This window comes from Colwellia sp. MT41 (genome assembly GCF_001444365.1).
GTDB lineage: Bacteria > Pseudomonadota > Gammaproteobacteria > Enterobacterales > Alteromonadaceae > Colwellia > Colwellia marinimaniae.
Genome location: NZ_CP013145.1, coordinates 2,702,797 through 2,717,598, shown reverse-complemented (window position 1 = coordinate 2,717,598; position 14,802 = coordinate 2,702,797). Strand labels below are relative to the sequence as shown.

Below are 14,802 nucleotides of genomic sequence, written 5' to 3'. Positions count from 1 at the left end.
GCCATTAAACTTATTAAACAAATAACAAGCCTGCTTAGCGTAACGGTAATACTCACCCTATACTTCTTCTATGCTTTTCTTTGTCGAAATACAGGCTATATATGAATAAAACAGATATCGCTGATACGGATAAACAGATAAATGCGGATGAATTATTTGGTCACCCAAAAGGCTTGTATGTTTGTTTCGCTACTGAATTATGGGAGCGATTCTCATTCTATGGTATGAAGTATTTGCTGCTGTTATATTTGACCAAATACCATTTATTTTCAGACGGAGAAGGCTTGGCAGTATTAGGCGCCTATGCGGGTTTAGTTTACACCTTACCTGTTATCGGCGGCATGTTAGCCGATCGCTACCTAGGCATGAAAAAATCGGTGATCTTCGGGGGTATTTTACTCAGTATTGGCCATCTCCTTATGGCAGTAGAAGGTCACCAAGCGGTGCAATATGTGGCCGGAACTATTTTAACTGCAGATCTTACCCTTAATACTGGCGTTGTACTCAGTGCGGGTACGCAATTAATCCAAACGATTAAAGTACAAGACCTAGCGGCGCTGAATGTTTTTTATCTGGCGCTATCGTTTATTGTCGTTGGCGTTGGTTTTTTAAAACCCAATATCTCCACTATCGTGGGTCAATTATATAGTAAGGATGATCCCCGTCGTGACTCTGGCTTTACTATTTTTTATATGGGTATCAACCTTGGCGCTTTTGCCGCCACTATTATCTGTGTGTACTTAGGAGAAACTTTCGGCTGGGGCTATGGCTTTGGCGCCGCAGGCATTGGCATGCTGTTTGGCTTAGTTACTTTCACTAAGGGACTGAAATATTTACGTGGCTTGGCTGAGCCGCCACACCCGGAACTTTTAGCCGAGAAAGTGTGGGGCTTGATCAGCCGTGAATACCTAATATATTTAACAGCGATATTAAGTTTGTCGGTGTTTTGGTTAATGATCCAACATGAGCCGGTGGTGTTTGCTGCCCAGCAGGTTTTACTGATTGTTGCCGGGGGCGGGCTAATCGTTTTTGCGCTGTTAAAAGGCAGCAGAGCAGAGTTTCAACAAATGCTGGTACTCATGGTTTTAATTGCTTCTACCATTGTTTTTTGGGCGCTGTTTGAGCAAGCCGCTGGCTCTATGACCTTATATGCCGATAGGGTAGTTGATAGAACTATTGCCGGTATTGAAATATCAGCCGGTCAGTTTGGCTCGCTCAATGCAGGTTTCATCATAGTGTTAGCCTTACCTTTTGCGGCCTTATGGGTATGGTTAGAAAAGTTTCAGTTAAACCCCAATATTGCCGTTAAATTTGGTCTAGGCATTATGCTGGCAGGCATAGGTTTTGCTGTCTTAGTGTTAGGCGCAAAATTTCCTAATGAGGCAGGAAAAATCAGCTTATGGTGGTTAGTGCTGGCGTATCTCATTCATACTACCGGTGAACTGTGTATTTCGCCGGTAGGGCTTTCAGCGGTAACTAAGCTGGCCATACATCGTGTCGTAGGGCTCTCCATGGGCGTGTGGTTTTTAGCAACGGCGCTGTCTGAAACCCTTGCGATGCGCTTAGGAAAAATGGCTGCCATTGATACCCAAGGCGGAGAGGTTGCTAGTGTTAGTGAGGCTGTTGTTATCTATAGCCAGCTATTTGAATTTTTAATGTGGATTGGTCTTGGTAGCGGCGTGGTGGTTTTATTGATATCGCCACTGTTAAAGCGTGGTATGCATGGCGTGCGCTAAACTGCTTGTAGCTTTAACGCTCAAGTTAAACATATAATAATTAGCTGCTAGCTTTAGCTGCACACTTTTACCTTCAACATAGGCAGGCGTTAATGTTAGATTTTGGCAAGTTTTTACTGGTACTTTATTTGATAACAGTAACGTTTTTATATTTTGCTCAGCGCAAGATGTTGTATTTCCCACCGGTAAATAGTCCTACGGTAAATAGTTCTACGTTAAATAGTCCGACAGCACAGCAAGACGAAATTGTTTTTCATGTGAATGAACAAACAATACAAGCGTGGCAACTAAACCCAGAGACAAGCCATGCTTTATTATATTTTGGCGGTAATGCTGAAGACGTTAGCGCGAATATTGAGCCATTTCTTCAGCTATTTCCTCATCACACGGTTTATCTGATTAATTATCGCGGTTATGGCGCCAGTACCGGAGCGCCGAGTGAGCAAGCACTTACTCAAGATGCGCTGGCAATATACGACCAACTAACCAATGATTATCAAACAATCAGCGTTATGGGGCGTAGTTTAGGCTCTGGTGTTGCGGTTAATCTAAGCGCAGTTAGAGCGATTAAAAAGATGATTTTAGTCACCCCTTTTGACAGTATTCTCAATGTTGCCCAAGACATTTACTGGATGTTCCCCTTATCCTTTTTGCTCAAAGACAAATTTGAATCATGGCGTAAGGTCGAAGATATTAACGCCGATAGTCTAGTTATTATTGCTGAGCAAGATGAGGTGATTGCGCCTAAATACGGTCATAACTTAATTACTTATTTTGCCACCAAGCCTGAAGTGAACGTTATTATTGGCGCAGGTCATAATAACATCGCCGAGTTTTCAGCTTACCAGCTGGCGCTTGCAGAGTTTATGCAATAAAGAAATGATGAGAATAATAATGCTAATCTCATCATTAATTTGGTTTTTTTGATTAGAATGTTATTTTGATTAGAAAAACACCAGACACCCCTCTTAATATATTCCTCATTTCCGGAGCTACGCCCTCCGTTACTTCCGAAGTTACCCCTCCGTTATTTCTGAAATTACGCCTTTCGTCATTCCCGAAGTTACTGATCGGGAATCCAATCTCTTAAAACCACTAAACTTTGATTTTTATGGTATTCATTGGCACTAGTTTTGTTTTTAAAGTATGGATGTCCAGATTTCAGTATTCTACAACAGAGCCAAATAAGTAACCGAAAATTTAGCCGTCTCATGCCATAAATATGCTGGCATGTGATGTTTAAGTTGCCAGTATTTTTAGAGGGGTGTATTCTGTTTTTACAGATCAAGCAACGCATTGAAACCAATATTGCAGAAATGCAAAGCAACAAATTAAACGGAGTTCCGTCGATCATTGTTAATGGTAACGGGTATATATCTAACAAAAAGCCTCGAACCTGGAGGCTTTTTGTTACCATCGTCTAACCAGTTCAGCTATAATCACCAGCCCCGCATTCTCCGTCGTTTATTATGAAATATTTATTACTGTGCTGTCTGTTATTCGTTAGTTCAATTAATGCTCAAACCTTCACGTTTACTGCGATCCCCGATGAAGATGAAAGCCGTCTGCGCAGTCGCTTTGACAAAGTGGCGTTGTACCTGACTGAGCAATTAGGAGTCGATGTTAAATACGTCCCCGTTAAGTCTTACAGTGCTGCGATTAGTGCTTTTCGCAACAATCAGGTTCAGCTCGCTTGGTTTGGTGGGTTGTCAGGAGTCAAAGCGCGACATCTGGTTGCAGGCTCTCGAGCTATTGCTCAAGGTTATGAAGATCAATTCTTTAAAACCTATTTTATCGCCCATCATTCAACGGGGCTGACCGAGCAAGCACAACTCAATAAAGATATCGCGAAATTTACTTTTACCTTTGGATCGAAAGGCTCGACCTCTGGTCGCTTAATGCCAGAGCATTTCATCCGACAAACGTTTGGCAAATCACCCAATAAAGTGTTTAAACGGGTAGGCTTTAGTGGTGATCACAGCCGAACTATTGCGCAAGTTCAGTCGGGTGCATGGCAAATAGGGGCCGTTAATTACAAGGTTTGGCATAACGAGCTTAACGCTGGAAAAATCGATCTCTCAAAAATTAAGGTAATTTGGACCACCCCAACTTATCCTGATTATCAATGGACTATCCGTGGCGATGTCGACCAACAGTTTTCACCAGATTTTAGTCAGCGAGTGCAAAAGGCGTTACTCGATATGTCGGATCCATCATTACTAGCAAGTTTTCCACGCCAAAAATTTGTCCCAGCAACTAATGATGATTACGAACCGATTAAGGTTATTGCAAAAGCCATTAAGTTGCTATGACACAAGATTGTCCAACAGTGTTTAATATATCCAATCAAGCCATTGGATTTAAAAATCAGCCAATATTTTCTAATCTCAGTTTAATGATTAAACAGGGTGAGAAGGTCGCCATTGTCGGGACCAGTGGCAGTGGTAAGTCAACCCTACTAAATTACCTGTATCAGTGCCGCAGTGTCGATGTTGCCTATTGCCCGCAAAAATCGATGCTGGTCGACACGCTGAGTGTTTACCATAATATTTACATGGGAATACTCAACCAACATGGTTTTTTTTATAATGTCATTAATTTGATCCGACCATTTCCGGAGCATAAAACCCGAGTTGAACAGCTAACCCGACGGTTAGGACTCACTGGATTACTTTTTAAATCAATTGATAAGTTATCGGGAGGCCAGCAGCAACGATGTGCCATCGGCAGGGCACTTTATCAGCGACTGCCAATATTTATCGGTGATGAACCATTCTCAGGCTTAGACCCAAAACAAAGCGTTGAACTATTAAAGGCGATTAAGGATCAACATCAAACAGTTGTTGTTGCGCTGCATAATAAAGAAATGGCCCTCAATCAGTTTGATCGGATTATTGGCATAAAGGACGGAGCTATCGCCTTTGATACACCGGCTACTGAGGTAAGTTCCGAGCAATTGGATCTGATATATCACCGCATAGAACACAGTGAATAACCACGTTATGATCACTGTTGACACCACTGCACGAAAGTATCGACTCATCAGCTTGTTTATCGCAAGCTTGGGTATTCTCACGTTATTGATGGCGGACATTGAAATCAGTGCAACGGATCCAATGGATGAGTTGTTAGCAATTTTAGCAGGGTTTATTAGTCCAGATCTTAGTCAAATCGACTATTTAGCCGAAGCACTACTAACCACGGTATTTTTTGCGGTGGTCGGAATTAGCATCGCCGCGACGCTTGGGATTTTTCTGGCACCTTTACATCATCTGCCATTGATTAGCCATTTTTGTGCCTTTATTCGCTCAATTCACGAGTTATTTTGGGCGTTGATATTTTTACAAATGTTCGGATTATCTTCTATTACTGGTGTCTTGGCGATTGCCATACCCTACACGGGAATATTTGCCCGAGTTTATAGCGATATTCTGGAGCAAAGCCCACTGGATCGTCGCCATTGGATTAATGACACTAGCCTCAGTGTTTGGCTTTATACCGGTATTATTCCCTGTTGGGCTGCGATTGCACAATATACTCGCTACCGTTTCGAATGTGGACTGCGCAGTGCCGCGATATTAGGATTCATCGGGCTGCCAACCTTGGGTTATTATCTTGAAACTGCATTTTCGCAAGGACAATATAACCAAGCAGCGGGGTTGTTATTGTTGTTCTTTGCCATGATAGCGACGTTAAAATGGTGGTTTAATATCCGCCTAGTATTGCTCTACCTCATTGCGGCCATCGTCTATTTACCTTGGCAGTCACAGCTTGAGTTTAAATACCTAGTGCGTTTTATCACGCAAGATATTGTGCCACAGCCATTGCTTGAGCCTACGTTTAATCTAAGTCACTTAAGTCAGTGGTTTAGCGATTTAGTATCAGGTCAAATTCTACCAGGGATTGGGGCTAGCTTATTACTTAGTGTTAGTGCGTTGCTGTGTTGCGGCGTGATAGCGCTGTTAACTTGGCCGCTGGCCTCTAGAGCAATTCTTGGTCGTGGTTATATCTTGGGGCACGGTTTATTAATCGTCATGCGCTCGACGCCAGAAATTATCCTGGCTTTTGTGATTATGCTAATCATTGGCCCGTCAATGCTGCCGGCAATATTGGCATTAGCCCTGCATAATGGCGCAATTATTGGTTATTTATTGGCACATCGTGCCGATACAGTCCCGCTGCGAGTCGATCGACCTAACGGTTTAAATTTGTGGGCTTATGAGCTCCAGCCACAGATATATCCAAGCTTTATCAGCCTGATTTTCTATCGCTTTGAAGTCATATTGCGTGAAAGTGCCATTTTAGGGATGCTTGGGGTCACCACGATCGGTTTTTATATTGATTCAGCCTTTGAAGCACTATTTTTTGATGTCGCCTTGATCTTAATTTTAGTGACCGCCGCACTTAATATGTTGGTCAATAGCATATCACTCCGTTTAAGACGTTATTTAGCGTTAGATCGTATCCTAACCGCTTAATGTCCTTCAAATTTTGTAATAAGTAAATAACACCACCGCAAAGTAGTAATCTTCATTTGGATACTGCGACCTGTCGCAATCAGTGATTGTGACGCTGGGGTATAGGTTTTATCACCTAGATTATACCATTGTCATTAAGTTTGTGATCTTGTTGTGCATAGGGAAAATATATCAGGGCAAGGCGCTCGATTGAGCAATAGCTGGCTATTGGGATTGAGAGCAACACTGACATGACGTATTTTAACCAGCACAAGTGGGCAATAATTTAATGGAATTGGTATTAGTCGCTTCAAGACTGATCATCATCATGTCATCGTCGCCAAAATAACTGCCGAGGGCTAAGTTAACGGTCCCCAACCAGCGAAATGTTGTGGCCGGCTTGAGGTATTATCCTCGGCATCAATGGCTGCTCTGATAAACTCATAGCATCATAACTAGCTTCGTCATTCTCGTAGTTACGACTTCGTCATTTCCGAAGTTACGCCTTCGTCATTTCCGAAGTTACGCCTTCGTCATTTCCGAAGTTACGCCTTCCGTCATTCCCGAAGTTACACCCTCCGTCATTCCCGAAGTGTCTGATCGGGAATCCATTCTCTTAAAACCATTAAACTTTAACTTATAGGGCATTTATGGTTTGGGTTTTAATTCAAGTTATTGATAAATTACAATTATGGTGTACTTTATTTTTGTCAGAATGGAAGTGATAGCAGACTCAAAATATCGTCGCGAAAGGATCACGTTCTCTATGCCATTAATAACGTCTCTTGTTTACAAAATAGGTTATTCACGAGGATCATAAAAACACAAATTAGCTTCATCTAACAGTTTAAATAAAGCCGTAGTACTTTGAATTATGATTTTTTTATGTTGCACTTTAATCAACTCTTGCTGCTCAAGTTTTTTCAATACTTGATTAACTCTTGGTCTAGACAAACCGCAGATATCGCTAATTTTTTGCTGGCTTGCATCAATTTCAATAAGGCTAGAATCACGTTTATTCAAAGGGAGTAAAGTTGCCAAACAATAAAGTACTCTAATATTTTTATTCGATAAGGCAATTATGGGTACTTGCAGCCATTGAGGGATATTGTGAGCTGCAATATTAAGCAACCATTTATATATTAAGGGATGTGCATCAGCAATTTTTGTTAATCGGTCTTTAGGTATATACAATAATTCAACAGGCTCAATTTCATTTATCAATAAAAACGGGTGAGGTAATTGCATCAATGTTAAGCCACCAAACCAACCGTTCTGTTCAACAATAAAACTATATAAAGTATCCAAATTCCGCTGGGGCAGAGAAAAAGAAAACCGACCTTTTTTTAGGTAAATAAGCCCTGAAAAATTAAAAAAACCGGTCGTTAGTTTAACTTTTTCCAGTGTTGTTGTTTTGAAATCTTCCTCTTCAAAATAATTAAGCAACTGCGGTGGTATATCCTGTAACAAAGTATTTGAAGAACGTGTACTTGTCATGATTTTCCCTAAAGTGTTCGGCAAGGAACATATTCCCAGATTAATACAATCTACAATACTTATCCTATTTAATCGAATGATATAGTTCTGCAATTTAGCGATGAGCATTTTACTAACAAACACAATCGAAGCTACGGATAATAGAAAGACTTTATCTCAACATGGTAGCTATTCAATAACCATTCATAATCAAGTTCTCACCGTAAAGGCCTATGATGCATGGAATATAGAAACGGCTATTTCATGTTTGAAAGAATTTAAAGTTCAAGCTGAAAAACTGAAACATAAAAGTTGGTCATCCATAATCGATTTAACACATTGGGAGTTAGGGCCGCCAGAAATGCTAAATGGAATGAAAAAATTAAATATATGGTCAGAAAAAAACAATCAAAAATTTGAAGCGGTAATTGTAAAAAACTCTGTTCAAGAACACCTTCTTGAAGTTTCACATATAACATTTAGTAATACTCAATCTAACTTCTTTGACAATCATAATGATGCTTTGTCTTGGTTATCAAACTCACAAGAGAATATATAATGAAAGAAACGACAAGCATATTACTACTTTTTATTTTCGTTGGTGTCTACTCCGGTGCTATGGGTATAACAGCAACAGTCATATTTATGCTCATAGGAGGAGGGCCGTTAATCTATTTGGCTTGGCTTGTGGAAATGAAAGAAAAACTAAAAAATAAGGAACTAATCATAATGCGAAAGGAAAGATTAGCTAGACGCAACCTAAATTAAGAACAGCTAAAAATTGTTATTAATTGTGTAGCAAGTTGTCAGACAAATAATGAAAGGCAGGCTTTTATTTAAGCGACTAATTAGGCCAATTTTGCCACGGGTAAGTTTTACTAAGTTTGCTATTGGCTAGATGCCTAGGCAGTTTACAAATTGTTCAACCAAAACATTGTCACAACTATTTGGCGCAACTCTCATTAAAATTTTAAAGGATTTTATTGGCTACATACTTGCCGGATAAACTCATAGCATCATAACTAGCTCCGTCATTCCCGAAGTTACTGATCGGGAATCCATTCTCTTAAAACCACTAAACTTTAATTCCTATGGTATTTATGGTTTGGTTTTTAGTACAACTTATTGACAAATAACAACAATTAGATGATTGTCTTCGTGTTAGCATAGAGAAAATAGCAGACTCAAAATACCTACGCGAAAGGATCACGCGCTTGCCCGTCAAATTTTACAATGAAAATGCAGAAGCACTAGCCCAGCAATACCTATCAACGTCATTTGATCAGGACCATCAAAGCTGGCATCAACTATTGCCTGCCATTATAAAGAACCCAAATGCCCGTATTTTAGATATTGGCGCTGGCTCAGGGCGTGATGCCAAATATATTGCCCAATCGGCAGCTAACTTCCACGGTGACAAAGAACAACAACTAAGTGATTGGCTTCGTATTAGCATAGAGAAAATAGCAGAATAAAAATACCTACGCGAAAGGATCACGCGCTTGCCCGCCAAATTTTATAATAAAAATGCAGAAGCACTAGCCCAGCAATACCTATCAACATCATTTGAACAGGTACATCAAAGCTGGCATCAACTATTGCCTGCCATTATAAATAATCCCAATGCCCGACTTTTAGATATTGGCGCAGGCTCAGGGCGTGATGAGTATTTAATTTTACTCTGACCCCCTTTATTTTTATGGCCTGAAAAGTGGTTGTAATGTATTGGTTTATTAGTAAGTAAATAAATGGTTTAAAAATAATATAGCTGGTTACAAACATAGTTATTTAGTAGTATCTACTCTTTATATCAATCATTCGTGCGATAAAAATTCAAATAACAAAATGAATATTTAATTTGCAAGGTTGTTGATTATTAACTATTTAAGAAAAAATGATTGGAATTGACTTATTTTCAGGTGCCGGAGGAATGTCACTCGGTGCTCTAAGTGCTGGCATTGATGTCCAGCAGGTAGTAGAGCTAGATAAATACGCAGCCTCTACTTATTTAGCAAATCATACGCCTAAATATGGCCTATTTAATGACGATATTCGAAAATTCAAATCTTCGAAAATTAAACACAGAGATAATGAAGGCCTAATTATATTTGGTGGACCACCTTGTCAGGGTTTTTCAACTTCAAATCAACGAACTCGCTCATCATCCAATGTCAATAATTGGTTATTTGAGGAGTTTGTTCGCTTAGTTGAAGAGTACAGGCCCGATTGGTTTGTATTTGAAAACGTAAAAGGAATCCTTGAAACTGAAGGTGGTGTTTTTGTACAACGCATTACTGAGAGATTTGAAAAATTGGGTTACACCACCTCAGCAAAGTTATTAAGCGCAGCGGGTTTTGGTGTTCCCCAAAAAAGAAATCGTTATTTTATTGTTGGTTCTTTAAATGGTACGACATATGACTTTCCAACAGAAAAATTCGATAAAATCATTACTGTTCAAGAAGCTATTAGTGATCTCCCTGCACTAGTTAATGGTGCTTCTGACTGTTATGTAACTTACAATAAAAATATAAAAAGTTCATACGCAAAATCAATGCGAGGGAAACTAAAAGGCTGTCATAATCATTTAGTTACTCGGAATAATAGCCTCATTATAGAACGCTATAAACACATTCCTAATGGCGGTAATTGGGAAAACATACCAGATAGTTTGATGAGAAATTATGCTGATAGTTCTAGGTGCCATACTGGTATTTATCGTAGGTTGAGTTTAGATGAGCCATCTGTCGTCATTGGGAATTATAGAAAAAACATGTTGATTCACCCCACGCAAGACAGAGGGCTGTCGGTAAGAGAAGCAGCGCGTCTTCAATCGTTCCCAGATGATTTTATATTTAAGGGGTCAATCGGATTTCAGCAACAACAAGTTGGCAATGCAGTCCCTCCACTTCTAGCCAAATCAATTTTTCAGTCATTGCTGAAACAATAAAGGAAATGTTTCGTGAATTTGAATTTAAACGAACTTGAACCATTAGAAGAGTGGTTAAAACACAAACAACTGGAAACTAGACTTTTTCCTAATGCAAAAAATGACTATTTTGATCGATACTGGGCGATAAAAAAGTATTTAGCATCCGATATATACGCTTGGATTGGCGCAGGTACATCAGCAGAAGATAAGGGAATCTATACAGATCACAGCATAGACCATTTTAATGCTGTTGTAAGGTATGCGGGCCATTTGTTAAAGCTTGATTGTCATAGTGAAACTCCAATTCACGAACAGAAACTACCGATATCACCTTACGAAACATTTATAACACTAGTTTCTATTTTGTTACACGATGCAGGTAATATTGAAGGGCGTAGAGGTCATGAAAAAGCACCTTTAAGAATTTTCACAAATATGGGCTTGGCTTTATGTCCGAATAAATTAGAAGCTTCGCCGATAGCTACGATTGCGCGTGCTCATGGTGGTAAAGTTTTAGATCACCAAGGCGAAGTAACCAAAGATACTATTGAGCACTTAAATCTAAAAGATGATGATTCATATGGGGGCATTAAGTTTCGACCTAAGCTTATTGCCGCCTTAGTTAGATTTGCTGATGAAATTTGTGAAGATCATAGCCGTGCTGCTCGATACCTTTTAAATAATGACTCTTTACCTAAAAAAAGTGAGGTTTTTCATCATTACGCCAACAGCATAAAGAGTGTCGAAGTTGATTTGAGAGATCGAAGTGTCAAATTAACATTTCAATTGGACAAAGAAAATGTACTTAGAACCTTTGGAAAAGATAATGGTAATGGTTTTGATGAAGTTTATCTAATTGATGAAATTAATGAACGTCTAGAAAAAATGTTTTGTGAACTGAATTATTGTAAAAAATATATGTATGACTTAGCCCACATAAATAGAATTAAGGCCGTTATCAGTATTTATGATGAAGATGAAAATGGTGATTATTTACTAATCGATGAAAAAAGTTTTGAACTTAAAGATTTAGGTTATCCACAAGTAAATTTTTCTTTCAAAACTCAATATCCTAAATGGTGTGGTGAGAAAATAAAAGAAAAGCTAAAGGGAATGCCATAATGAATACACTAATTAACCCATTTTCAGTGAAAACACCTGAAACATTAAGCCCAAAAGATATTGCTAGTTTATTTATTGATGTGTTTTCTGACTTTCCTAGGCTTTTAGGTGCCGAGCACACTTTTTTACATGGTGCTCGCGGGACAGGAAAAAGCATGATGTTGCGATATTTAGAGCCGTGTGTTCAGTTGGCAGCGGGTAAAGTTGAAAAAATATCTGAATTAACTTACTACGCTGTTCATATGCCAATCAAAAGTTCGAATTATTCACTTAGTGAGCTTGAAAGACTTGATGGGGCACCATACTGGCTATTAGCCGAGCATTTTTTGATTCTTAACGCTACGTCCCATATATTAAAATCTTTAAGTGGCTTAATCACTTCTGAGCAAGTAGATAGTGGACAGGATTTACTTGCTTTTTATCGTGAAATTATAAGATTAGCTGAAAATTCAGGATGTGATATCAATGATTATGATGCGAAAAACACAAGTGAGGACTGCCTTAACACTTTGACTCGATTATTTGAAAAAGAACGTATTTTAGCAAAATCATACCTTGCTAAGTTAGCGTTTACTAAAGATTTAGTTCCTTATAATGGTTCTATCTTTGGGTATGAAGAGTTCTTTTTACCATTAATTAGAGAAGTAAAGTCATTAAGTTTTACGCCCCAAGGACCCATATTTTTAATGCTAGATGATGCAGATAATCTTCCTCTTCGGATGCAGAAAATACTAAATGGTTGGGTATCATATAGAACAACTGCCGATTTATGTTTGAAAATATCAACACAACAACGGTATCAAACTTGGCGAACTACTCAAGGGATGCTCATTGAAACTTCCCACGATTTTTCAGAAATTGATATTAGTGCCGTATATACTTCAAAAAACTTTAGCCATTATTATGAAAAAGTAGAAAAAGTTGTCCAGAGACGACTTGAGTTAGCTGGAATAAAGAATGTTACTCCTGAAGAGTTTTTCCCCATTAATCCTGTGAAAGTTGACGCTCTAAATAAGATAAAAGCTGAAATAGGCGAAAAATGGGATAACGGAGAAAGAGTTTCAAGTAGAAGAAGCGATGACATTACACGCTATGCCGTGTCTGAATATTTAAAATTACTGGCTAAAACGAAAAAAACCAATACCTATAGTTATTCAGGTTTTAAGTCGATGGTAGATATATCATCAGGAATGATCCGATTTTTTCTAGAGCCAGCGGCAAGAATGTATGCGGAAATTTTGTCTTCAGACAATGACCAACCCGTTAATTTTATACCACCTAAGATCCAAGATCGAATACTGTATAAATGGTCTGAAGAATACGTGCTTGAAGATTTTGAACGCCTAACGAGAGATGAAACATCCATAAAACCATATAATCGAAATAAAGTTGAAAAACTAAAATGCTTAATCTCTTCTTTTGGGGAGTGTTTTCAGACTAAGTTGGTTAGCAATGATTCAGAAAGACGATTTATATCTTTTATGGTTAGTCGTACTCCATCAGGTGAAGTACAAGAAATCTTAGATCTTGCTGTAGAGTGGGGCTATTTAAATGTAAAAACTATTGCACGTAAAGAAGGTTTTGGTCGTAATAGACTTTATACATTGAATAGAAGGCTCACTCCTTACTACAAACTAGATCCAACGGGGTATGCGGCTCATTTATCTGTTTCACCAGAACATCTAGAAATAGCGATCAATAATTCGGGACAATTTGTTAGAGAGCGCCTTAAAGCTGGAAGTAGTAACGGTGTCAAATTAGCTAGTGACCAGCAGATTTTAAAATTCTAAGGATTACATGATGCATTTTTGTGACGTTAAAAAGACTATTGAGAACCAGTTACCACATAAAATAGATTATTTATTAGTGTGTGCTAGTTATGAGGATCGCTGCTTATCAATGTATGAGTATATTGATCCTAAACGGATCAATACAATGGCACTTTTCTATTTTAAGCAGTTTGAAGATTCTGTTAGTGCTAATTTAGATTTATACAGAAATAAATTTACCCCCTCAATATTTGAATTAGACTATGCAAAGTCGACCACAATAGCCGATGCACTGATCGATTTATTTGCTGGCCTAGATGAATCGAGTGGCAAGCCTAATGTTGTAATTGATATTTCAACATTTACCCGTGAGAGCTTACTGATAGTACTTCGATTTTTAGAAATAAATAAGGCGTTTTTAGGGGATGTACATTGTTTCTACCGTTGCGCAGATGTGGCTGAAGTATTAAGTAATGGCATTGTTCAGATTAGATCTGTTATTGGCTATATCGGTGATATAAACCCGAATAAACCGTTACATTTAATCGTATTGTCTGGTTTTGAACATGATCGCGCTAAAGAAATTATAGATACTCTCGAACCAGATAGAATATCTATTGGTTTTGGTGGAAAGTCAGGCTCTATATCCTCAAAGCTTTTTAAAATGAATAAAAACTTTACAAATATACTACTAGCCAATTATTCAACAGAATTAATTGATGAATTTGAACATTCACTTATAGACCCCGAACAAACTAGCACCACTCTCGATAGTATCATTAAAAAATATCCGGAGCACAATGTAGTAATAGCTCCTTTAAATAATAAAATATCTACTGTCGGTGCAGGATTGGCTGCTATACGCCATCCCAATGTTCAAATTTGTTACTCGCAAATGGCAGAGTATAATGTTGAGCAATATTCTTCAGCGACGGAAAGTTGTCATGTGTTTAAAATAGATTTTATGGGAACACCTGCAGAAAATTAACTAGGACATCCATTGTTAATTTCGGGAATTTAATGGCATTAATTCATAGCTGACCTGTTCAACGCCAGCAGTTATCTCCCTATCTTATCTCTTTAAAAGAAAACCTTAACAGCATTGTTAAGGTTTTTTTCGTTTGTACTTACCATCAATCATAAAAACCTTCTCAATATAAGCTTATCCATTTGACTGCCCCACGATTACCCTTTCTGTCAGGCTAGTTGTCGCGCTTAATATTTTATCATTAAATTAAGTAGAGGGCGTGGGCTAATTGTGAAACATTATTCAGCACAAAGAAAAGAATCGGCACTTCAGACGATGATGCTAC

14 protein-coding genes are annotated in these 14,802 nt (G+C 38.5%); 13 read left to right on the top strand and 1 reads right to left on the bottom strand.

Features of this window, described 5'->3' with window-relative positions; all coding sequences use genetic code 11:
* Positions 1 to 101: 101 nt before the first annotated feature.
* From CMT41_RS11640 to CMT41_RS11620, 5 genes are all read left to right on the top strand, one after another.
* The gene (locus CMT41_RS11640; RefSeq protein ID WP_058027359.1) at positions 102 to 1,736 is read left to right on the top strand and encodes a peptide MFS transporter; all 1,635 of its coding nucleotides are present in this window, start codon (positions 102 to 104) and stop codon (positions 1,734 to 1,736) included.
* Positions 1,737 to 1,828: 92 nt separating this feature from the next.
* Positions 1,829 to 2,611 (top strand): alpha/beta hydrolase, encoded by a 783-nt coding sequence (locus CMT41_RS11635; protein WP_058027358.1) that lies wholly within the window; start codon positions 1,829 to 1,831, stop codon positions 2,609 to 2,611.
* Between the two features lie 594 nt (positions 2,612 to 3,205).
* A complete protein-coding gene (locus CMT41_RS11630; RefSeq protein WP_058027357.1) occupies positions 3,206 to 4,048 on the top strand; it encodes a putative selenate ABC transporter substrate-binding protein in 843 nt (280 codons plus the stop codon).
* Positions 4,045 to 4,731: an ATP-binding cassette domain-containing protein gene (locus tag CMT41_RS11625; RefSeq protein ID WP_058027356.1), complete on the top strand. Its 687-nt coding sequence runs from the start codon at positions 4,045 to 4,047 to the stop codon at positions 4,729 to 4,731. Before CMT41_RS11630 ends, CMT41_RS11625 begins: the two co-directional genes overlap by 4 nt.
* Positions 4,724 to 6,214 carry a PhnE/PtxC family ABC transporter permease gene (locus tag CMT41_RS11620; RefSeq protein ID WP_058027355.1) on the top strand — a complete coding sequence of 497 codons (1,491 nt, stop codon included), beginning with the start codon at positions 4,724 to 4,726 and terminating at the stop codon, positions 6,212 to 6,214. Before CMT41_RS11625 ends, CMT41_RS11620 begins: the two co-directional genes overlap by 8 nt.
* A gap of 780 nt (positions 6,215 to 6,994) precedes the next feature.
* Here CMT41_RS11620 and CMT41_RS11615 read toward each other — a convergent pair.
* Positions 6,995 to 7,690: a Crp/Fnr family transcriptional regulator gene (locus tag CMT41_RS11615; RefSeq protein ID WP_058027354.1), complete on the bottom strand. Its 696-nt coding sequence runs from the start codon at positions 7,688 to 7,690 to the stop codon at positions 6,995 to 6,997.
* A 100-nt stretch (positions 7,691 to 7,790) separates the two neighbouring features.
* Here CMT41_RS11615 and CMT41_RS11610 point away from each other — a divergent pair, with 100 nt between their 5' ends.
* From CMT41_RS11610 to CMT41_RS11575, 8 genes are all read left to right on the top strand, one after another.
* Positions 7,791 to 8,228, top strand: a complete 438-nt coding sequence (locus tag CMT41_RS11610) for a hypothetical protein (protein WP_058027353.1) — start codon at positions 7,791 to 7,793, stop codon at positions 8,226 to 8,228.
* Positions 8,228 to 8,437 carry a hypothetical protein gene (locus tag CMT41_RS11605; protein WP_058027352.1) on the top strand — a complete coding sequence of 70 codons (210 nt, stop codon included), beginning with the start codon at positions 8,228 to 8,230 and terminating at the stop codon, positions 8,435 to 8,437. The genes CMT41_RS11610 and CMT41_RS11605 overlap by 1 nt, the downstream gene beginning before the upstream one ends.
* A gap of 446 nt (positions 8,438 to 8,883) precedes the next feature.
* Positions 8,884 to 9,144 (top strand): hypothetical protein, encoded by a 261-nt coding sequence (locus CMT41_RS11600; RefSeq protein ID WP_058027351.1) that lies wholly within the window; start codon positions 8,884 to 8,886, stop codon positions 9,142 to 9,144.
* 27 nt (positions 9,145 to 9,171) lie between these two features.
* Positions 9,172 to 9,354 carry a hypothetical protein gene (locus tag CMT41_RS11595; protein ID WP_058027350.1) on the top strand — a complete coding sequence of 61 codons (183 nt, stop codon included), beginning with the start codon at positions 9,172 to 9,174 and terminating at the stop codon, positions 9,352 to 9,354.
* A gap of 209 nt (positions 9,355 to 9,563) precedes the next feature.
* On the top strand, positions 9,564 to 10,616 hold the full coding sequence (locus tag CMT41_RS11590) for a DNA cytosine methyltransferase (protein ID WP_058027349.1): 1,053 nt from the start codon (positions 9,564 to 9,566) through the stop codon (positions 10,614 to 10,616).
* Positions 10,617 to 10,628: 12 nt separating this feature from the next.
* Positions 10,629 to 11,720: an HD domain-containing protein gene (locus CMT41_RS11585; RefSeq protein WP_058027348.1), complete on the top strand. Its 1,092-nt coding sequence runs from the start codon at positions 10,629 to 10,631 to the stop codon at positions 11,718 to 11,720.
* On the top strand, positions 11,720 to 13,510 hold the full coding sequence (locus CMT41_RS11580; RefSeq protein ID WP_058027347.1) for an ORC-CDC6 family AAA ATPase: 1,791 nt from the start codon (positions 11,720 to 11,722) through the stop codon (positions 13,508 to 13,510). Before CMT41_RS11585 ends, CMT41_RS11580 begins: the two co-directional genes overlap by 1 nt.
* 7 nt (positions 13,511 to 13,517) lie before the next feature.
* Positions 13,518 to 14,477, top strand: a complete 960-nt coding sequence (locus CMT41_RS11575) for a hypothetical protein (RefSeq protein ID WP_157466371.1) — start codon at positions 13,518 to 13,520, stop codon at positions 14,475 to 14,477.
* Positions 14,478 to 14,802: the final 325 nt, after the last annotated feature.

Coding starts and splice junctions, on each gene's coding strand:
- CMT41_RS11625 (WP_058027356.1), top strand. CDS start 4,045: ATGACACAAGATTGTCCAACAGTGTTTAATATATCCAATCAAGCCATT.
- CMT41_RS11575 (WP_157466371.1), top strand. CDS start 13,518: ATGATGCATTTTTGTGACGTTAAAAAGACTATTGAGAACCAGTTACCA.
- CMT41_RS11635 (WP_058027358.1), top strand. CDS start 1,829: ATGTTAGATTTTGGCAAGTTTTTACTGGTACTTTATTTGATAACAGTA.
- CMT41_RS11610 (WP_058027353.1), top strand. CDS start 7,791: ATGAGCATTTTACTAACAAACACAATCGAAGCTACGGATAATAGAAAG.
- CMT41_RS11580 (WP_058027347.1), top strand. CDS start 11,720: ATGAATACACTAATTAACCCATTTTCAGTGAAAACACCTGAAACATTA.
- CMT41_RS11615 (WP_058027354.1), bottom strand. CDS start 7,690: ATGACAAGTACACGTTCTTCAAATACTTTGTTACAGGATATACCACCG.
- CMT41_RS11640 (WP_058027359.1), top strand. CDS start 102: ATGAATAAAACAGATATCGCTGATACGGATAAACAGATAAATGCGGAT.
- CMT41_RS11605 (WP_058027352.1), top strand. CDS start 8,228: ATGAAAGAAACGACAAGCATATTACTACTTTTTATTTTCGTTGGTGTC.
- CMT41_RS11590 (WP_058027349.1), top strand. CDS start 9,564: ATGATTGGAATTGACTTATTTTCAGGTGCCGGAGGAATGTCACTCGGT.
- CMT41_RS11630 (WP_058027357.1), top strand. CDS start 3,206: ATGAAATATTTATTACTGTGCTGTCTGTTATTCGTTAGTTCAATTAAT.